Genomic DNA, 19065 nt, shown 5'->3' with positions numbered 1-19065 from the left:
CCTTTTTCCCGGGAGCACCTTCCATGACACGTCGTCTCCAGTTCACCGCGGCGGTCCTGGCAGCGTCACTTGCCTGTGCATCGTGTGCAACAGAGAAGCAACCGCCGCCTCCGGGCACCCCGGTCGACGGTGCCATCGGAGCAGCACCCGGTCTGGGATGGACACTCTCGCCCTCGAACCTCGACGTGCCGGACGGACAGTTCCGCGATCCCGTGCGAGGCAGCCGGACCGATTCGATGCAATCCGGTTCCATCACCGACGGGTCCACCGTCGTCACCCTCCTCGGCCGTCCGAACGGACGAGAGTACGTGGACGCCAGCCTGGTTGGCCTCGACATAGCCGACGGGGCGGAGCGCTGGCGTGTTCCCGCGGACGATGTCATCGGTTGCGGCGAGGAATTCGTCGACGGACAGATCGTCTGCTATCGCGGCTCGGGTTCCGAAATCCTCACTGTCGACGGTGAATCCGGAGAATCGACGACGCGGGACGCAGCATTCCCGATCACGAATCTGACGACGTCCAGCGGCCACGTCTACACCTCGCATGCGGCGGCCGATGGGGATGACAAGCCGACGGTATCGCGCGGCACTGCGGACGATCTCGACGCGGACTGGTCGGTGCAGTTCGATTCGGCGAACCCGCAGTCGGTCTCCACACTGCACACGGAGAACGGAATCGGACTGTTCGACGACGATCAGGGTCTGTTCGCCTTCGACCTCGACACCGGCGACAACCTCTGGTCCAGAACAGCTCCCGACTGCGCTCGGTCCGGAACCGCCTCGCTCGACGGCAGCGTGCGGGTGACACGGACCGACTGCTCCGACCCCAGCGCAGTCACGGGTTCGGAAGTGGTGAACACCGATGGGTCCGTACTTGCGGCAACAGATTCCGTCACCGTGCAGCAGCCCACGTTCGATGCGCCGTCGGAAGCCGGCCCCGTGCTTCTCGGTACCGGCGGCTACCTGCCGCCGAATCCCGATCCGGTGTGGACCAACGACGATCTGGTCTGGGCTGTTCCGGCAGACATCTCGGGACCCGCCGCAAGGTTCCTGGAAACGAACGGACTCGCCTACGCCGTCGCCGGTTCGGTGGCACTGCTCCGCAACAACGACACGGCCACCGAATCCGGAATCGATCTCGACACCGGCAGCGTTCTGTGGAGTCGCGAGGCCGGGAGATTCGCGGAGGTCGGCGCACTGGACGGCGACGTCGCCACTCTCTTCGGTCCCGAGGTACTTCGAGGCATCGACGTCAGAACCGGAAACACGGTGTGGGACATACCCACGACTGCACTCGACGACGAGGGAATCGATCTGCAGTCGTGGCCGATGTTCGATCGAGTCGGTGCCGACTCGATCGACACCGACTCGATCTACTGCAGGGCCATGAGCATCTCGGTCCTACGAAAGACGTAGAAACTCCCCCGTCATCGACACTGTGGGCCTGTCTACCGGCCCGGGATGTACTTCAGGGCCTTGACGAACGGAGGCATGATCTTCGCCCACAGCTTCGGCGGAAGTCCGCGTGGTCCACCGAGATTGAGCAGACGCGTGGTCGCGATGGTCTGCGATTCCGTGTACTTGAGCAAGCCCTCGGTGCCGTGCCTGCGGCCCATTCCGGACACGCCCATCCCGCCCATCGGCGCGCCGGTGGTTCCCCACGTCGGCGCGTAGCCCTCGTCGACGTTCACGGTGCCCGAATGCAGCCGCGCCGCAATGGCTTCGCCCTGCGCCTTGGTCTTGGCCCACACACTGGCGTTGAGTCCGTACTCGGTGTCGTTGGCCTTCTCGATCGCCTCGTCGACGTCGGCGACGGGGTAGATCGACACCAGTGGCCCGAAGGTCTCCGTCGCCGCGCACTCCATGTCCTCGGTGACATTCGCCAGCAGCGTCGGCTCGTAGAACAGCGGGCCGATGTCCGGACGGGCGTTGCCGCCCGCGACCACGGTCGCACCCTTGACCTTAGCGTCGTCGACGTGTGCCGAGACGGTCTTGATCTGGTCCTCGGAGATGAGGCTGCCCATTTCGATGCCGAACTCGTAGTCGGCTCCCAGAGTCATCTTGCGCACTCGCTCGCCGAATTTCTCGGTGAACTCCGCGGCGATCGACTTCTCGACGTAGATGCGTTCGATCGAGATGCAGAGCTGACCGGAGTTGGAGAAGCAGGCGCGCACGGCCGCGTCGGACACCTCCCGCAGGTTGGCTCCCTTGGCGACGATCATGGCGTTCTTGCCGCCGAGCTCGGCGGAGAACCCGATGAGGCGACGCCCCGCCTGCTCGGCCAGCAGCTGGCCGGTGGCCGTGGAGCCGGTGAACATGACGTACTCGGTGTTCTCGACCAAGGCGGTTCCCACGACCGAACCCGGACCGGGCACCACGGCGAACAGATCGCGCGGCAGACCGGCCTTGTAGAGCAGTTCGACGCACGCGAGAGCGCAGTACGGCGTCTGGCTGTCGGGCTTGAGGACCACTCCGTTGCCCGCCAGCAGCGCCGGGATGGCGTCGGATACCGCGAGGGTCATCGGGTAGTTCCACGGGGAGATGATCCCGACGATGCCCTTCGGCTGGTACCGAATGCGCGTCTTGGTCAGCACCGGCAGCATGCCGGTGACCTTCTTCGGTGACAGCAGCTTCGCGGCGGTGCGCGCGTAGTGCCGCGCGGTCATCGCGATGTCGAGAACTTCCTCGAGGGCCGCGGCTCGAGACTTGCCGGTCTCGGCCTGCGCCATGTCCATCAGCTCGTCGCGGTGGGCAAGTACCAGGTCGCGGTAGCGGTGGAAGATCTCGGCACGTTCGGACACGGGTCGCTTGGCCCATGCGGCCTGAGCTGCACGAGCGCGTGCAATCGCTGCCGTCGCATCGGCCGCGGTACCGACCGGGATGGTCGCCAGCTCCTTACCGGTGAACACCTCGGTGATCGTCTTGGTCGGCCGCGATTCGGCGTCGGGAATGGCGATGAGATCAGCGAGCCGAGAGAAGGTCGCAGTGGACGGAGCAGGCATTTTTGCATCCCTACTGATGAGTAGTGTTTCGAGTAACAGACAACCTACCTGGTCTTCGGCTCAGTTCACAGGGCCGAATTCCCCGAACCCTGTGGCACGATGGGCGGTGGTCTACTCCGACGTCGGGGCGTTCGGAAGCAACAGGGTGGGGAATCCATGCGCAAGGCACTAGTTCTGGCCGGAGCAGCAGCATTGATGCTGTCGTTCACAGGGTCGGCCCAGGCCGATCCACTACAGGACATCCTCTCGCCGCCGAGCGATCCGGCTGCGTATCTCCCCACCTCACTCGGTGATCCATGGTTCGATCCGCCGGCCGGATACGAGAGTCTCCAGCCAGGCACTGTCCTCAACCGACGAGATGTGGCGGTGACGCCCGGGGCGTCCTCGGTGCAGTTGCTGTTTCGCTCGACCGACTCCAAGAACCTGCCCATCGCGGCGACGACGACGGTACTGACTCCCAACGCGCCGTGGACCGGAGGCGGTGACCGGCCCGTCATCGCCTACAACGAGGCAACGGATTCGCTCGGAAACACGTGCGCGCCGTCGTACACCCTCCCGCGGGGCAACAACAAGGAGATCGACCAGGTACGCATCCTGCTCGATCGCGGCTACACCGTGGTCGTCACCGACTATCAAGGCCCCCGGCAGGCCTACTCGGCCGGTCTCGTTTCCGGACACACCGTGCTCGACGGCCTCCGTGCCTCCCGAAGTGCCGGTGTGAGCTCGGATGCGCCGATCGGCATCACCGGCTATTCCGGCGGTGCTATCGCCTCGGGCTGGGCAGCGCAGTTGGCACCCGAGTACGCACCCGAGCTGAACATCGCAGGCGTTGCGTTCGGCGGCCCGCCGACCGACTACAAGATTCTGCAGACCTCGTTGAACGGCCAGATCGGATCGGGCTTGTTCACCGCGGCGACGATCGGACTGTCCCGGGAGTACCCCGAGATGCGGCAGCTCGCCAACGACAACGGCAAGCGACTGGCTCTGGCGCAGAAGGATCAGTGCGTAGATGTGTTGTCGTACACCGGACTGCTGCTGTTGGACCAGCGAAACCTCAGCGTCCCTGGCGTCTTCGAGCATCCGATCACCAGGGCGATCGTCGAGGAGAACCGCATGGGCCAGACGAAGCCGGAGGCACCGGTGTACATCTACCAGGGCCTGCAGGACTTCCTCATTCCCAAGGAAGGTGCCGAGGCCGTGCAGGACCAGTGGTGCGCGGCCGGCGCGTCGGTGCATCTCGAGTTGGTCCCCGGTGACCACACCCTTGCCCAGTCCAACGGTCGTCCCGGCGCATACGATTGGCTCGCGCAGCGCCTCGCCGGCGTGCCGACCTCCGGCTGCGAACGCGTGGTTCGCTAGGAGTGGAGCCTGCGGAACGACCCGGGGAGGACCAGAGGCTTGACCCTCACGCCACGGGAGGCAGCACAGTGTCCTTCGTGAGTGATTCTTCCGCACACAGTTCTGTCGACGTCCGAGCCGGCATGCAGGTCGGCGCGGTCTCGAAGTTGGTGGGTGTCAGCGTCAGAACGCTGCACCACTACGACGAGATCGCGTTGGTGGTGCCGTCGGGGAGAACCCCCAAGGGCTATCGGACGTATTCGTCGGCCGATGTCGAGCGGCTGCATCAGGTACTGACCTACCGCGAACTCGGGTTTCCGCTCGAGGTCATTGCAGCGTTGCTCGACGATCCAGCGGTCGACGCGATGGCGCATCTACGTCGGCAGCGCGACTTGCTGAACGAGCGAATCGATCACTTGCACGCAATGGCTGCGGCCGTGGACAAGATGATGGAGGCGAAGAACATGGGTATGCAACTGACTCCCGAGGAGCAGCGCGAGATATTCGGCGACAACTGGCCCGGTGAGGAGTACGCCGAGGAAGCCGAGCAACGCTGGGGCGAGACCGAGGAGTGGAAGCAGTCGCAGCAGCGGACGGCGTCGTTCACCAAGGACGATTGGAAGGCCGTCAAGGAAGAGACGGACCTACTGGAAGCGGATCTCGCGGCCGCGATGCAGCGCGGTGTGTCGCCGGATTCCGCCGAGGCCGGGGAACTGGCCGAGCGTCATCGGGCATCGATCGAGCGGTACTACGACTGCGGTTACGAGATGCAGGTGAACCTGGCGGAGATGTATATCGCCGACGAGCGATTTGCCAAGCACTACAACGACATCGCCGCCGGATTGGCGCAGTACCTTCGCGACGTCATCGTTGCGAACGCTGTTCGGCAGGGTTGACGCGAGCCATCGCGGACCGCTCGTGTGCGGTCGATCCACCCCAGACGCCATGCTTTTCGTCCGTGTCGAGTGCGTGTTGCAGGCAGCGCACGACCACAGGGCATCGGTTGCACACGAGCTTGGCCTGTCGCTCCAGGCTTCTCAGCGAATATCCCCGAAGCCCCAGGGGCGGGTAGAACATCGAGACCGGCATGGAGCGGCACGCGGCGTTCATCTGCCAATCCCACTGTTCTGAAAATGGTTGCAGTGCTTGTACTTTCATCGTCAACGCCCACTTCCTTCGGATCAGAGATTCAGTAGTCGACGGGCATTGTCGGATGTGGCCGCGCGCCAGTCGGCGAGGCCACCGTTCGCGGCACCGGCGTCGAGGGATCGCAGTTGCTCCTGTACGCCGGTGATCGGCGTGAAGCAGTAGTCGCTGCCGTACACCAGGCGATCAGGTCCGACGGTGGACAACAGCGCGGGCAGCTGCCGCGGGACCGGCGTACCGGCGAGGTCGAACCACAAGCGCTGCAGTACATCCGGCGTCGTCGGCGTCCCCAGACCGACTTGCGTTCGGAAGAAGTCGACCCGATCCGCCAGTAGCGGCAGTACCCCGCCGCCGTGCGTGAACACCCAACGGATGTTCGGGAATCGGTCGACCACGCCCAACAGAATCAGGTCGACGACGGTTCGTGCTGTGTCGAAGAGGAATTCGATCATCGGAGCCGGACGCCCGAGAGCCACCGCCGCAGAATTCGGCGGCGAGGTGGGATGCACGAACACCACTGCCGATCGCGCATCCAACGCGGCGAGCAGTGGTGTCAGCAACGCGTTGCCCAGGTACATGCCGCCCGCATTCGACATCACCGTCACGCCGTCGGCACCGAGCTGATCGAGCGCCCGAATAGCCTCGACCGTCGCGTCGACGACATTCGGAAGGGGCAGCGACGCAAAGAATCCGAGACGCGACTGCCCCTCGACAACGCCGGCACCGAAGTCGTTGACGCGTCGGGCCAGATCGGCAGCCTTGCCGTCGTCGCCGAAATGCACTCCGGGCGACGAGACGGACAGAATCGCGCTGTCGATGCCGCAGCCGTCCATCATCTGTAGGTGTTCGCCCACCGACCAGCTCGGCCACTTCGGCATGCCGTCGGGAAATGCGATGCCCGACGCGAGGGCTTCCCTGAGATAGAAGTCCGGAACCATGTGCGAATGGACGTCGATCACCCCGCCGATGCCTGGAGCGGGCGACGCCGATGCCGATGCCGACGTCATCGCCGACAGGGCGGCACCGGAGATCGACGCGGCACCGAGCGCTCCGAGCAGGGTTCTGCGATCGATCACAGTCGAAGTCCTTCAGTCGGCATCCGTAACTGACGCTATCGTCACATATGAGATAAACTGCAGTCAACGGTGACTTGTACCAACTCTCGTGGGACTAGCATTGCGCGATGACGACCGAACGTACGACGCCCACCCCGCTGCAGTTTCTGGGCTATTCGTTCGGACGAACCCTGCCCGAGTCGATGCAGGATTGGGTTCGTAAGGATCTCGTGGGCAACGGTGCCCAGGTCCGCTACATTGCCCGTTTCATCGTGCCGATCATTCCGCTACTGCTGTTGTTCCTGCTGATTCCGGGTCCGCTGTGGATGTCGCTCGCAATGATGTCGTTGTTGTTCATCCCGCTGGTGTACTTCTCGATTGCGCTGATGAACGTCTACCGGCGGCATCGCCTGCTGATCCACGGCCTGGACCCGCAATTGATCAACGCCAAAGCTCAGAGCCGCGTCGACCGCACTCGCGACGACTACGAACGGCGTCACGGCCGCGGGTGACGAGCGAGCGATAGTCTGTGCCGCATGACTTCACCTGTGGAATTCAAGGCAACAGCTGATCTGGCCGACGAGATCGGTCCCGATATCCGCAGCTGCGACACCCAGTTCACCCAGTTCGGCAAGCACACCGAGTTCGCGGGACCGATCACCACCATCCGCTGCTTCCAGGACAATCTTCTGGTCAAGCAAACGCTCAGCGAGCCCGGCAACGGTGGCGTCCTGGTGGTCGACGGCGATGCCAGTGTGCACACCGCGCTCGTGGGCGACATCATCGCCGGCCGCGGTGTCAGCAACGGTTGGGCGGGCGTCATCGTCAATGGTGCGGTGCGCGACTCCGCGATACTGCGCACACTCGACATCGGCGTCAAAGCGCTGGGAACCAACCCGCGCAAGAGCACGCAGACCGGCTCGGGTGAGAAGAACGTACCGGTCAGCTTCGGCGGCGTGACATTCAACCCGGGCGAGATCGTCTACAGCGACCACGACGGCGTCGTCGCGGTCTAGCCACGAACGGCGGCAGGCTGTGATGCCTGCCGCCGTCGGCTCCTACTTCACGAACGCGAGTAGCGCGTCGTTCACTTCCTGGAAGTGCGTCCACAGCAGTCCGTGTGGTGCGCCCTCGACCTCGACGTACGTGGCCTCGGGGAACGCCTCGTGGAACGGACGTCCCGTCGAATCGATCGGCAGAATGTTGTCCGCGGTTCCGTGCAGGATCAGCGTGGGCTTGCCGGATTCACGAACCTTCGCAACATCCGCGCGGAAGTCCTCGAGCCAGGTGGGTACGACGGCGTAGGCCGCAACCGGTGCGCTGGCTGCGGCGGTGGCGAAGTTCGCCCGCACCGTGGCCTCGCTGATGCGGCTGCCGAGGTTCTCGTCGAGGTTGTAGAAATCCTTGTAGAAGTTCTCGAACCAGGCGAAGCGATCTACGCGAGCAGCGGACTCGATACCGTCGAACACCGACTGCGGAACGCCGGTGGGGTTGTCGTCGGTCTGGAGCAGGAACGGCTCGAGGGATGCGAGAAACGCGAACTTGGCGACACGATCGGTGCCGTACTTCGCGGCGTACCGAGCCAATTCGCCTGTGCCCATGGAGAACCCGACCAAGATGGCGTCGGTGAGATCGAGCTCGGTCAGCACCTTGTCCAGGTCTGCAGCGAAGGTGTCGTAGTCGTATCCGACGGTCGGCTTGCTCGACTGGCCGAATCCACGACGGTCGTAGGTGATGACGCGATATCCGGCGTCGAGCAAGGCGCGCGACTGCCGTTCCCAGGAGTTGCCGTCGAGCGGGTAGCCGTGGATGAGCACGACGGGTTGGCCGGTTCCGTGATCCTCGTAGTAGACCTCGACGGGGGTGGAGTTCTCGGTTCCGACGTTGATGTACGCCATGATCCTGCCTTCCTGTGTCCTGGACATCGAGCGGGAGAACGGTCGTTCTCTCCACATGTGGACTACTGTAGAGAACGTTGGTTCTCTCGGCAAGGGGTAAGCGATGACCAGTACGGAAATCGGACGGGCACAGGTGGTGAACGCCGCGGACGAATTGTTCTACGCGCGGGGCATCCAGGCAGTGGGTATGGACGAATTGCGCGCCAAGGCCGGCATCTCCCTCAAGAGGCTGTACACGCTTTTTCCCTCGAAAACCGCCATCGTCGCCGAGGTTCTTCGTGGTCGTACCCAGCAGTGGAACGACGGCATCCAGGCCGAAGCCGCCGCATACAAGTCGGCCAGAGAAAAACTGCTGTCGACCTTCGACTTCCTGGACCACTGGTTTCGCCAGGACAACTTTCGCGGGTGCGCCTTCATCAACTCGTTCGGCGAACTCGGTGCCACCATGCCCGAAGTCGCCGACGCCGCGCATCAGCACAAGAAGAGTTTCATCGAGTACGTCACCGCACTGGCCGTCGAAGCCGGATGCGAGCCGACGGTAGGACTGCAGATCGCCTTGCTCGCCGAAGGTGCGCAAACCACTGCGGCCATCACCGAACTGGCCGAATCTGCCACTGCAGCAAAGACTGCGGCCGAGATCCTGTTGAATTCGAGCGCACGGCGATGAGCTCGACGTTCGGCTCGGCCGTCCCCATTCTGCGCATCTTCGACGACGTCGAGGCGCGTGCGTTCTATCTGGACTATCTGGGCTTTTCGGTCGAATGGGAGCATCGATTCGAGCCGGATCTGCCGCTGTACATTCGCATTTCACGCGGAGAGTGCATCCTGGATCTGTCCCAGCACTACGGCGACGGCACACCGGGAACGTCGGTCTGGATACCTATTGCAGATGTCGTGTCCTTCAATGCCGAACTGCTGCAGCAGAACCATCCGCGCAGCCGACCCGGAATCGACCGCGATGCGCCGGGTGGCCCGACCATGACAGTCATAGACCCGTTCTCGAATCATCTCAACTTCTGCCAAGTACATCACTGACATTTGACACTGAAATTCCCGGTCGGACGTCGATAGCGTCGAGGACATGAGCAAGCTACGAATCCTCGCCGCCCTCACCGTCTCGACATCCCTGCTGGTCAGTGGATGCTCATCATCCGATGAGCCGTCGGCCGTCGAAGCCACCACCACGACGCCCTCGAGCGGGAGTATCAGAACCGACGACGTGCAGGCTGCGCTGGACGCGCTGGTCGACGCCGGATCCGTCGCCGCTGTTGCGCAGGTACGCGACGGCGAAAGCACGTGGTCGGGGGCGGCCGGTCTGGTCGAGCGCGATGGCACCGAACCCGCGTCCGCCGACGATCCGGTCCGGATTGCCAGCGTCACCAAGGCGATGGTTGCTGCCGTGGTGCTGCAGCTCGTGGACGAAGGCAAGCTGCAACTCGATCAGCCGGTCGACGAGCTGCTGCCCGGCCTACTTCCCAAGCCCGTGACCGTTCGCCAGCTGCTCGACCACACCAGTGGGATACCCGATTACCTGGTGGGGTTCGATTCTGCTGAGCAAATCGCTGCGCGCGCAAACGATGCAGTCACCGACGACGAACTGATCGCACAGGCGTTGGCTATGCCGTGGACAAGTGAACCCGGTCAGGGGTTCAGCTACTCGAACACCAATTACGTGCTGCTGGGAAAGATCGTTGCGGATCTCGATGGACAGTCGGTCGGACAGTCGTTGCAGGACAGGATCTTCGATCCGCTGGACATGACCGCCACCACCTACCCCACCGATGCCGTCATCGCTGACGATGCCCTGCACGGTTACACACTCGAGAACGGAACCTACACGGATGTCACCGATTACGACGCCAGCATCTGGTCTTCGGGTGCCGCTGTGGTCTCCACCGTGGCCGATATGAACACGTTCTTCCGTGGCTTGTTCGACGGCACCCTGCTCCCGCAGAACCTGATCGACGAGATGCAGGTGGTCAGCCCCTCCGGCTACGGCCTCGGATTGCTCCTCGGCGGTGACGCATGCAATCCAGGGTCGGGCGAACTGGTGTTCGGCAACCGCGGCAACGGTTTCGGATACCGCACCTTCCAGTTCTCCAGCCCCGACGGAGGCCGTCAGGTATCGCTGGCCTGGACCACGGCCGCGCCGAATCCCGCCACCGACCCACTCGAGCAGCCGGCCACCGAGGCCCTGATCGCCGGACTCGCGTCGACCTGCCCAGCGTAGCTAGAGGGTGGTCACCCAACCATGCACGTCGTCGCTGGTGAGCGCAGCCTGGTGACGCTTACGCAGAGTGAGCGTCACCGGACCCAACTCCTTGGTTCCTATTGCGCGACCGTCGATTTCGTACACCGGGGCCACTCCGGCCGAGGTGCCGCAGACGAACACCTCGTCGGCGATGTACAGCTCGGTGAGGTCGACGGTGCGTTCCTGAACCGTCAGCCCTTCTTCGCGCGCCAAGGTCAGGAGCGTTCGACGGTTGATGCCGTCGAGAATGTCGCTGGTGACGTCGGGGGTGACCAGCACGCCGTTCCGGACCAGGAAGATGTTCGCGGCACTCAGCTCGCAGACATGGCCGTTGATGTCGAGGAAGATGCAGTCGTCGAAACCGCTGTCGATCGCATCCTGCTTCGCCAGAAAGGAATTGACGTAGGCACCGTTCACCTTGGCGCGCGACGGGATGGCGTTGTCCGGGATACGCCGCCACACACTGGTCTTCAGGCGCATCCCGTTCTGCGGCACAATGGGATTGGCGTCGTACAGAAAGATGGACACCGTGGTGTGCAGCCCCCGCACCCGAGTTCCGGGGATCGATTCGTCCACATGGACGGTAGCCCGAACGTAGACCTCGTTCGTCGGAGCATTGGCAGCGACCACGTCGCGCGTCACCTGTACGAATCGCTCGAACGTCCACTGCGAGGAAAACGTGTCGATGCCGATGATCTTGCAGGACTCGACGAGTCGTCGGTAGTGATCGAGCAACCGGAAGGCGGTGCGCCGATCACCGTCCACCTGCACGGGGAACACCGTGTAGACACTGAGCCCGTACAGGACGGCCGAGGTTGCGACCCCGAGCGTCGCCTCCTGCGCGTCCATCAAACTATCGCCGAAATACACCTTCGAGTGCGGAAGAGCCATGCGGCGATGCTAGTCGCCCGGTGAGTCCGAGCGACAACGCTTTTACTTCTCTATGGTCGAGTACATGAGCGAACGCACAGTACCGACCCGAACTCTCTGGAACGACGGCCCCGAGGTGGGTGCCATCGGCTTGGGCTGCATGGGAATGACCTGGGCATACAAGGCCGACGACCAGACGGAGTCCCCCGATCGCGTCATAGGTCACGCCTTGGACCTGGGTGTGAATTTCATCGATACTGCCGATGTGTACGGCCCGTTCACCAACGAGGAGGTCGTCGGCAAGGCCATCGGCAGCCGACGAGACGAGGTGGTCCTTGCAACCAAGGGCGGTCTCGTTTCCCACGTCGGCGACGCCGGAGAGCCGGTCATTTCGGGCCCCAACGGCAAGCCCGAACACCTCCGTTCGGCGATCGACGATTCGCTGCGCCGCCTCGGCGTCGACCACATCGATCTGTACTACCTGCACCGTCCCGATCCAGAGGTGGACGTCGAAGACAGCATCGGCGCGATGGCCGAGGCCGTGCAGGCCGGAAAGGTTCGTGCACTCGGTGTCTCGGAGTTCACCGTCGAGCAGCTCGACCGAGCCCAGCAGGTGCATCCGATTTCTGCAGTGCAGTCGGAACTGTCCCTGTGGACTCGCGATCACCTCGCTACGTCGCTGAAGTGGACGCAGGACAACGGTGCGGGATTTGTGCCGTTCTCACCGCTGGGCCGCGGCTTCCTGACCGGCAACTTTCGCGGAACAGCGCCCGCTGCAGACGATTTCCGAGCTCGGCTGCCACGCTTCAGCCAGGAAAACCTCGACGCGAATCTGGTGATTGTCGACGCCATCGCAGCCGTCGCCGACGAGCTGGGTGCGACACCGGCGCAGGTGGCCTTGGCCTGGGTTTTGGCGCAGGGCGAGCACGTGGTGCCGATTCCGGGTACCCGTCGCACCTCGCGTCTGGACGAGAATGCGGGCGCGGCTTCGCTGGCGTTGAGCGCGGAGCACCTCGCCACACTCGATGCTCTGCCGGCACCCGCTGGTGGTCGCTATTGAGGTAGTTCGCGTCCACCCTGCCGCCGATCCGGGCCTCGCCGAGCAGATCCTCGCGGTACAGAGGAGTTCTTATGCAGTCGAAGCGAGGCTGATCGGCGACGACCGAATCCCTTTGCTGCACGAGTCTGTGGACGATCTGTGTGCTGCACAGGTCCACTGGCTCGTCGCGCGTGATCACGACGAAATCCTCGGTGCCGCAGCGTGGTCCGGGTCCGAGATCGACCGTCTGGTGGTGGTGCCACACGCACATCGCCAGGGCATCGGACGCAAGCTGGTCACGGGCATCCTGGATTCGATTGTGGGACAACGTATACAGGTGGCTACCGGGCGGGACAACGCGCCTGCTCGCCGCATGTACGAATCCCTCGGCTTCGCGCACACAGAAAATCAGCAGGTCCTGCCGGGGTTGTGGCTGGCCCGTTACGAACTCGTTCGCTGATCGATATCGGAGTTACGTGGGCGGGCGACGAACCAAATCAGCGCGCCGGTGGGATTGCTGCGGTGCAGGATTCCCCGTCCCGTGAACTCGAATAGCCAGCCTATGGACCTCACTCAACACTAGGCTGCGGCAATGACCGCCTGGATCGAAGTTCTCACGGCCATGACCACTGACTCGAACACACCGATGCTGGGCACTATCGAGGAGATCCACGAAGCAGGAAGTCCCGAATCCTTTCGTCAAGGATGCGCCTACAGCGGCACGCCTCCCGTTCTGATCGCGCCCGAAGACAGTTGTCGGGTATGGCGATACGGGAGAAAGACCCGCGTCGAGCGTCTCGACGGTAGTCCGATCTTCATCAGCGATGGTGTTCGTGCCTGGGACTTCACAGGCTCGGTCGACCGGCCCCGCGTCGGCCCACCCGGTCGCGTGATCTACCTGGGTCCCAGCCAATTCTTGTTGCAGCAACGCAGTACCGCCGAGTGGACCGGAAACGAATTCGCGCAACCGATCGGCACGGTGGAGACAGTCGAGTTCGCCGGGCGTGATTGTTGGACTGTGCAATTGGCACCTCCCGACGGGAAACCGTATCCGCTGCGCATCTGGGTCGACGTCGAATCCGGTTTCATCTTGGGTGACCGCATCGACGAGGCCGGGATCGGTTCGCAGTTCGTCGACGTGACGATCGGCGAGCCGATCGACGATGCAGTATTCGTCTGGGATGGTCCCGCATACACAACAAAGGAGTACCAAGAACGTCTCGAAGAGGAGTACCGAGAGCGGCAACGAGAGCAGGCCAGGTGGTTCACCGAGAATGTCGCGTCGACACCGGTGATCGTGCGTGCACCTCTCGATTTCACTCCGGGAAATGTGCACATCAACAAGGTCGGCGACGGAAGTTTCGACTCGAACAATCGCCGGACGCTCCTAGGTCGGCGGCGCCGTAGCGAGGACGGTTGGCTTCCGAAATGGGGTGTGTCGCATTTTGTCTGGTCGACGGCCGAATGGGATTGGGCGGCAGGGGCAATGGACGTCGAACTCGACGATGCCGCCATTGTCGAACTACAGCACTTCCTGCATCCCGACGAGACCGTGGACCGCCTCCGCAGGATCGGCCGCCCTGACAGGCGTTCGTGAGCGATGGAGGGTAGTTGCCGTCGCAGGGGCACCATAACAAAGGGTAGCCTATCCCAATGCCATCTCGAATTATGTCGTCCACAACGCTCGACCGCCGTGGGTTCTTTCTGGCTGCCGGGGCGGTTGCGCTCGCTACCGCCTGCTCGCCTCGGAGCCAGGACGCGGCGGCCGCGACTTCGCAGACAGTGCGGATGACGGGCGACGGATTCGATGTCAGCGTTCCCACACGCCCCACCCGGGTCATTGTGATGGAGGGGCGGGGAGATCTCGAATTCGCTTTGCTTGCTGGATATCCCATCATTGCCACCGGCAACACCTCCCAGCCCGGCGCGCGTCCCGCGGGACAGTTCGAGGGACTGCTCGACGCGCAGACCCAGGTCATCGGTGGACCCGACGGTCCGACGGCAGAGGAGATCGCTGCGCTGTCGCCTGACCTGATCGTGATGCGTGCCAACGGATGGCGACTCGACTGGTACGGAAACGACCAGCTCACCAAGATCGCGCCGGTCCTTCCCGTCGAAGTCAACGAACCAAATTTCGAGCAGTACACCGTCGACCAGTTCTCGGCCATCGGTCTACTCGACACTGTGCAGCCGCGTCTGGACGAGTACCACCGGACCATCGACGACGCGGCCGCGGTCACGAACGGTCGCAGAATCGCCCTCATCACCAGCGAACCGGTTGCCAAGGGATACGTCATCGTGTGGACCAACTACCTCGGCAATGCGGTGGCCAGGGACCTGGGATTCACTGTGCTGCAGAATAATCCCGAGGACGAGGAGGGAAACTATCGCCTGTCGATCGAGAATCTGAACCAGATCGCGAACGCGGAGTTCATCTTCCACCAGACCACCAATCCAACCCAGATCGACGGAATCGCCGCCTGGCAGAACCTCCCCGCCGTCGCCGCGGGTCGCAGTGCGGTACTGGACCCACAGCTGAACAACGGATTGGTCATCACCGCAACCAGTTTCGCGAACAGGCTGGTCGAGGTGGTCGAGAACGCGGGCTGAGCTACCGTATGGGACATGGTCTCTGCCGGTGGCGCGATTGCCTTGGCCCTGTTCGGCATGGCGCTCGTGTCGATCGTCCGTAACACCATCACCGGCTGGCTCATAAAGCTGGCATGGGTAGCGGTGGCACTGATCCTGCCCATCCTCGGCCCGATCCTGTGGTTCACAGTCGGGAAGCGCTATCCCTACGGACCGAGCGGCGGCAACCGATGACAATTCAATATCCAGTCGCATTGCGCAGGTCGATATTCACCAGATGGCTCATCTGATCGCGTAGCCACTCGATCGTCTGGCGATCAGGCGCGGGCGCGTGGGCCAACAGCGTCCAGCGCAGACGAGTTTTCGGAGTCAGGTCGAACTGCAATAGGACGTCGGGGTGCAGAACAGCGGAGTTCGATTCGGTGGACGCCCGCAGGGTGGCCAGGTCCTACGTGCGCCGATGGTCCGTCCCTGGGCAACGGAGAAGGCCCGCACCCGGTGTCGGGGTACGGGCCTTGTCGGTTCTGCGGGCTGTGAGCCTGTGTCAGGGCTGTTCGGCCGGTGGTGTGGCGGGGTGCCCTTCGGCAGCGTCGCGGATCCACTGGGGTACCTCGAGGCCGTCTCGTTCGTACAACGCGACTGATGCCCGTGCTGCGGCCCGCGCTACCTGTGGTCGGGCGGCGGTAATGCGCTTCTCGGTGGTGGTCATCGGGGGTCCTCCTGCTCGTTCTGCTTGTCAGTGTCCTCGGTTTGTGCCGGTGACGCCAGTGCTCGCCATAACGCCCGAGTCGCGACAGCACGCAGCACGTCTCGTTCGGTTCTGGTGATGAGCGGCGAGTCGGTCACCGGTGTGTAGATGTCCCAGCCAAGGGCGGCTTCGGCCTCGTTCTCGCTGGTGGTGCGTTCGAGGCACCAGGTGATCCGCTGCCAGGCTTGAGCGCGTTTGTCGGCCAATCTGCGTTGGCGGACGGTCAGGGCGACGCCGACGACGGCGAGGACTCCGACGATCAGGGTGACCCATGCTTGTGCGGGCATCAGGGGCATTCCTTTCAGGTGGTCGGTGGTGCCCGGGTGCCGTCAGGCATCGGGACAAGTGGTTGCCGGCGTGAAGTTCCGCGGACGATGCCGCCTTCGATGTAGGTGAATCCGTCTCCACCGCCGTCGCGGAGCGGCCGCCATGTAACGACCACAGACAGAGCTGTGCCGTGGTGCTGGTGTGGGTCGTCATGCGGGTTGTCGTGGTTCCTCGTCGCCGATGTCGTCGTGCTGTTCGGGCGGGTACAGCACTTCCTCGGGATGGTGTGCGTGATTGATCAGCCCGCGGCGCTTGGGGTCCATTCCCGATGGTGGGTGCCAGAGGGTGCGGCCCGGATAGCGATGTCCTGCTCCGGTTTTGGTGGTCGCCCATTTTCCTGGTCCGGTACCGACGAGGGCGTGGTGCATGTCGCAGCCGAAGGTGAGGGCGTCGATGTCGGTGGGCCCGCCCTCGACCCAATCGTCGATGTGATGGGACTGGCACCAGGTCGCCGGGCGGGTGCAGGAGGGGAAGCTGCAGCCGCGGTCTCGGGCGATGAGCACGATGCGTTGGTCGGCGGAGGCGATGCGTTTGGATCGTCCGAGGTAGAGGGCTCTGCCGTGGTCGTCGAAGATGGTGAGGTAGTGGCGGGCGTGGGAGGCCATGCGGATCGCGTCGCGGATCGAGACGCGGGATCCGGTGCCGGTCATGGCGTAGCCGCAGCCCGATTCGAGGTCTTTCAAGCTCATGGTGACGATGGCGGTGACGGGTAGGCCGCGGTGTGTGCCGAGGGTGCCGGAGGCGAGTGTGTGCCGGAGTGCCATTTTCAGGGCGTCGTGTCGGCGTTCGTTCTGGGTGCGTCGATCCCGAGCGGCCGCAGCGTCGCGTGCAGCAGTGTGGGTGTCGGTATCGGTATCGGTATCGGGTCCGTCGGTGTCGTCGTCGATATCGGCTGCGTCGGTTGTGTCGCCTGGTTCGGCACTGCCGTTGCCTGCAGCTGTGTCGTGGGGTGCTGTGGCGTCGGGTGCTGTGCCGCAACCACAGTCGGCACCGTCACTGCAGTGGTCACCGTCACCGCAATCGTCGCGCTCGTCATCGCCGCAGTCGTCGTCACCGTCGTAGTCCGTCTCATCCCACAGGCCCGCGTCGTTGGACCCCGCATCGCAGGACCCCGCATCGCTGGCACCTGCTTCGTGGGTGGTCGGCTCGGGCTTCGGCGCTGTGGCACTGCCGTTCTCGCCGTCTTCGTCGTCGTGGACGACCGATGTCGGGTCGGCAGGATTGTTGACCCCCGGTTTCGCAGCTTTGCAGAACAGGGCCTCGAGGTAGGCCCGCAGTTCGGAATCGACGCAGAACTTCCCGTCCGACATCCCGTCGGCGCCCTGCTCACCGAGGTAGAAGAACGCATCCCGACGCTTCTTCGGCTTGGGCTTGCCGTTCTCGTCCTCGTCCTCGTCCTCGTCGTAGTCACCGTCGGGGCTGAGGATCGAATCCAAATGAGCCACCAACGGCGCGAAATCATCTGGACGCCGGGTGCAGGCGTAGCCCACCAACTGCTGTTCGGCGAGATCACGGGTCTGCAGATCGACACTGGCCGGCAGATGCTTGAAGAATTCGCGGATCATCTGCACATGTTTGGCATCGAGCAACCCCGCCCGCAGCGCGGCCGCGGTATGCGGCAGCAGGGGCGGCAGAACCTCACCGGACAGTGCGGTGCGATCCCCCAACTCCGCAGCCAGACGCACCCGCGCTCCGGCGGCGCGTGGGGTGATGCGCAGCATCCATGCCACCGAGCACGGCACCGACCCCGGATACACATCGAGGCCGCGCTGATCGATCAGCTCGTTGAGCCAGGTGTACGAATACGCCGGCAGCGACCGCGACACAGTTTCCATGCGTTGGATCACCGCACGCCGGTCGGCGTTCGTCCACGACACCGACCCCTGCCCGGCCAACTCCGCCACCGCGGACTCGACCCGGTCGATCAGCGCCGACAGTGCGGGATCGGACACGACAGGGGGAGGCGGCACCGTCTCGATGCCGTCCACCCCTGATCCGCCGTCCCCCGAAAGCATGAACAGAATCTATCGCGACCCACCGACAGACTTTCGAACACGCGTTCCCAACTGACTCTTACCACCGCGAGTAGTCCGATCCACCGGGTTGGTCGGTAGCGTCGTGGCAACGCATCAGATCGCGCCCAGGATCAGAAAGCTCGGTATCGACAGGGAGGGCACACCATGACCGTGCGACCGTCCGACGACGCAACTGCCGCCGATTGGCTCGTCCGCGCTGACCGCGATTGGTGGGATCTTGTCACCAGGGGCCCACTGGGGTACGAGAGCTACGCGCGGCTACGGTTCATCCCAGATCCGACACACCCGACTCAACGCGAGGGCGAGGCTGACGTTCCGTACGACGAGCGCTCGGAGACAGACCGATTGGCGATAGTCGTCGCGACACTGGCGAGGCACACGACGACGCCACTGGACTGCTACTTCTGTGTGTGGGAGGGATGGGGCGGTCCAACGGTTCGGGGTGCCGCACGAATCAACCTTCCCGAACGGGGAGCGTTCCTGTTCCGAGGACCTGCCCTGGACCTGCTGAACTGGGAGCAGGCCCTTGATACCCCGGGTTCCGAGAGTCTGCCGATTCCCTCGTTCGTCTGGCCCGCCGACCGCGCCTGGTGCATCGCCAACGACGTCGACCCCCACTTCGCCACCATCGGTGCCAGTTCGGCGGCGATCGAGGACGTTCTCGCCGACCGTCGAGTCGACACGGTCGTCGACGACCCTGCCAGCCCACAACCCTGGTACAGCCATTGAATACCGACGGCACCGAATGGTCGAACACCGATCTGCAA

Annotated in this window: 22 protein-coding genes; 14 read left to right on the top strand and 8 right to left on the bottom strand. The window is 63.8% G+C overall.

Going from position 1 to position 19065, the window contains the following annotated elements; genetic code table 11:
• Window positions 1–23 precede the first annotated feature (23 nt).
• Window positions 24–1415: an outer membrane protein assembly factor BamB family protein gene (locus AC5WEY_RS05155; protein ID WP_495644955.1), complete on the top strand. Its 1392-nt coding sequence runs from the start codon at window positions 24–26 to the stop codon at window positions 1413–1415.
• 32 nt (window positions 1416–1447) lie between these two features.
• Here the strand turns inward: AC5WEY_RS05155 and AC5WEY_RS05150 are convergent, their stop codons facing one another.
• A complete protein-coding gene (locus AC5WEY_RS05150) occupies window positions 1448–3001 on the bottom strand; it encodes a succinic semialdehyde dehydrogenase (protein WP_495644954.1) in 1554 nt (517 codons plus the stop codon).
• Window positions 3002–3157: 156 nt separating this feature from the next.
• Between AC5WEY_RS05150 and AC5WEY_RS05145 the strand changes: the two genes are divergently transcribed.
• Window positions 3158–4360, top strand: a complete 1203-nt coding sequence (locus AC5WEY_RS05145) for a lipase family protein (RefSeq protein WP_495644953.1) — start codon at window positions 3158–3160, stop codon at window positions 4358–4360.
• A gap of 122 nt (window positions 4361–4482) precedes the next feature.
• Window positions 4483–5235, top strand: a complete 753-nt coding sequence (locus tag AC5WEY_RS05140; RefSeq protein ID WP_495645529.1) for a MerR family transcriptional regulator — start codon at window positions 4483–4485, stop codon at window positions 5233–5235.
• On the opposite strand, the gene AC5WEY_RS05135 is transcribed toward AC5WEY_RS05140, so the two are convergent.
• On the bottom strand, window positions 5204–5449 hold the full coding sequence (locus AC5WEY_RS05135; protein ID WP_495645528.1) for a WhiB family transcriptional regulator: 246 nt from the start codon (window positions 5447–5449) through the stop codon (window positions 5204–5206). The two genes, AC5WEY_RS05140 and AC5WEY_RS05135, sit on opposite strands and share 32 nt — an antisense overlap.
• 71 nt (window positions 5450–5520) lie before the next feature.
• Window positions 5521–6561, bottom strand: coding sequence for an amidohydrolase family protein (locus tag AC5WEY_RS05130; protein WP_495644952.1), 1041 nt, complete (start codon window positions 6559–6561; stop codon window positions 5521–5523).
• Between the two features lie 107 nt (window positions 6562–6668).
• Here AC5WEY_RS05130 and AC5WEY_RS05125 point away from each other — a divergent pair, with 107 nt between their 5' ends.
• Both AC5WEY_RS05125 and rraA read left to right on the top strand, forming a co-directional pair.
• A complete protein-coding gene (locus AC5WEY_RS05125) occupies window positions 6669–7052 on the top strand; it encodes a DUF5313 family protein (protein WP_032401464.1) in 384 nt (127 codons plus the stop codon).
• A 24-nt stretch (window positions 7053–7076) separates the two neighbouring features.
• Window positions 7077–7556: a ribonuclease E activity regulator RraA gene (gene rraA, locus AC5WEY_RS05120; RefSeq protein ID WP_495644951.1), complete on the top strand. Its 480-nt coding sequence runs from the start codon at window positions 7077–7079 to the stop codon at window positions 7554–7556.
• A 42-nt stretch (window positions 7557–7598) separates the two neighbouring features.
• Here rraA and AC5WEY_RS05115 read toward each other — a convergent pair whose 3' ends face one another.
• Window positions 7599–8438 (bottom strand): alpha/beta fold hydrolase, encoded by an 840-nt coding sequence (locus AC5WEY_RS05115; RefSeq protein WP_495645527.1) that lies wholly within the window; start codon window positions 8436–8438, stop codon window positions 7599–7601.
• 103 nt (window positions 8439–8541) lie between these two features.
• Between AC5WEY_RS05115 and AC5WEY_RS05110 the strand changes: the two genes are divergently transcribed.
• Genes AC5WEY_RS05110 through AC5WEY_RS05100 form a run of 3 tightly spaced genes read left to right on the top strand, consistent with a single transcriptional unit; the run spans window position 8542 to window position 10668 of the window.
• A complete protein-coding gene (locus AC5WEY_RS05110; protein WP_495644950.1) occupies window positions 8542–9105 on the top strand; it encodes a TetR/AcrR family transcriptional regulator in 564 nt (187 codons plus the stop codon).
• Entirely contained in the window at window positions 9102–9473 is a 372-nt protein-coding gene (locus AC5WEY_RS05105) for a glyoxalase superfamily protein (RefSeq protein ID WP_495644949.1), read from the top strand. Before AC5WEY_RS05110 ends, AC5WEY_RS05105 begins: the two co-directional genes overlap by 4 nt.
• A 46-nt stretch (window positions 9474–9519) precedes the next feature.
• The gene (locus tag AC5WEY_RS05100) at window positions 9520–10668 is read left to right on the top strand and encodes a serine hydrolase domain-containing protein (protein WP_495644948.1); all 1149 of its coding nucleotides are present in this window, start codon (window positions 9520–9522) and stop codon (window positions 10666–10668) included.
• Here AC5WEY_RS05100 and AC5WEY_RS05095 read toward each other — a convergent pair whose 3' ends face one another.
• Window positions 10669–11580 (bottom strand): aminotransferase class IV, encoded by a 912-nt coding sequence (locus AC5WEY_RS05095; RefSeq protein ID WP_495644947.1) that lies wholly within the window; start codon window positions 11578–11580, stop codon window positions 10669–10671. It abuts the gene before it with no gap.
• A gap of 64 nt (window positions 11581–11644) precedes the next feature.
• Between AC5WEY_RS05095 and AC5WEY_RS05090 the strand changes: the two genes are divergently transcribed.
• From AC5WEY_RS05090 to AC5WEY_RS05070, 5 genes are all read left to right on the top strand, one after another.
• Entirely contained in the window at window positions 11645–12619 is a 975-nt protein-coding gene (locus tag AC5WEY_RS05090; RefSeq protein WP_495644946.1) for an aldo/keto reductase, read from the top strand.
• Window positions 12606–13058, top strand: coding sequence for a GNAT family N-acetyltransferase (locus tag AC5WEY_RS05085; protein WP_495644945.1), 453 nt, complete (start codon window positions 12606–12608; stop codon window positions 13056–13058). Before AC5WEY_RS05090 ends, AC5WEY_RS05085 begins: the two co-directional genes overlap by 14 nt.
• A 132-nt stretch (window positions 13059–13190) precedes the next feature.
• The gene (locus tag AC5WEY_RS05080) at window positions 13191–14195 is read left to right on the top strand and encodes a LolA-like protein (protein ID WP_495644944.1); all 1005 of its coding nucleotides are present in this window, start codon (window positions 13191–13193) and stop codon (window positions 14193–14195) included.
• A gap of 56 nt (window positions 14196–14251) precedes the next feature.
• Complete coding sequence (locus AC5WEY_RS05075; protein ID WP_495644943.1) at window positions 14252–15208, top strand: ABC transporter substrate-binding protein; 957 nt, start codon at window positions 14252–14254, stop codon at window positions 15206–15208.
• 15 nt (window positions 15209–15223) lie between these two features.
• Complete coding sequence (locus tag AC5WEY_RS05070) at window positions 15224–15421, top strand: PLDc N-terminal domain-containing protein (RefSeq protein ID WP_495644942.1); 198 nt, start codon at window positions 15224–15226, stop codon at window positions 15419–15421.
• 310 nt (window positions 15422–15731) lie between these two features.
• On the opposite strand, the gene AC5WEY_RS05065 is transcribed toward AC5WEY_RS05070, so the two are convergent.
• The 3 genes from AC5WEY_RS05065 to AC5WEY_RS05055 form a co-directional block, all read right to left on the bottom strand.
• The gene (locus tag AC5WEY_RS05065; protein ID WP_495644941.1) at window positions 15732–15896 is read right to left on the bottom strand and encodes a hypothetical protein; all 165 of its coding nucleotides are present in this window, start codon (window positions 15894–15896) and stop codon (window positions 15732–15734) included.
• Window positions 15893–16222 carry a hypothetical protein gene (locus AC5WEY_RS05060; RefSeq protein ID WP_495644940.1) on the bottom strand — a complete coding sequence of 110 codons (330 nt, stop codon included), beginning with the start codon at window positions 16220–16222 and terminating at the stop codon, window positions 15893–15895. The genes AC5WEY_RS05065 and AC5WEY_RS05060 overlap by 4 nt, the downstream gene beginning before the upstream one ends.
• Window positions 16223–16411: 189 nt before the next feature.
• On the bottom strand, window positions 16412–18277 hold the full coding sequence (locus AC5WEY_RS05055; RefSeq protein WP_495644939.1) for an HNH endonuclease signature motif containing protein: 1866 nt from the start codon (window positions 18275–18277) through the stop codon (window positions 16412–16414).
• A 165-nt stretch (window positions 18278–18442) separates the two neighbouring features.
• On the opposite strand from AC5WEY_RS05055, the gene AC5WEY_RS05050 reads away from it, so the two are divergent.
• On the top strand, window positions 18443–19027 hold the full coding sequence (locus AC5WEY_RS05050) for a hypothetical protein (protein WP_495644938.1): 585 nt from the start codon (window positions 18443–18445) through the stop codon (window positions 19025–19027).
• Window positions 19028–19065 lie beyond the last annotated feature (38 nt).

The organism is Rhodococcoides sp. S146-33 (assembly GCF_059489205.1).
This window is presented reverse-complemented; position numbering and strand designations above follow the sequence as displayed.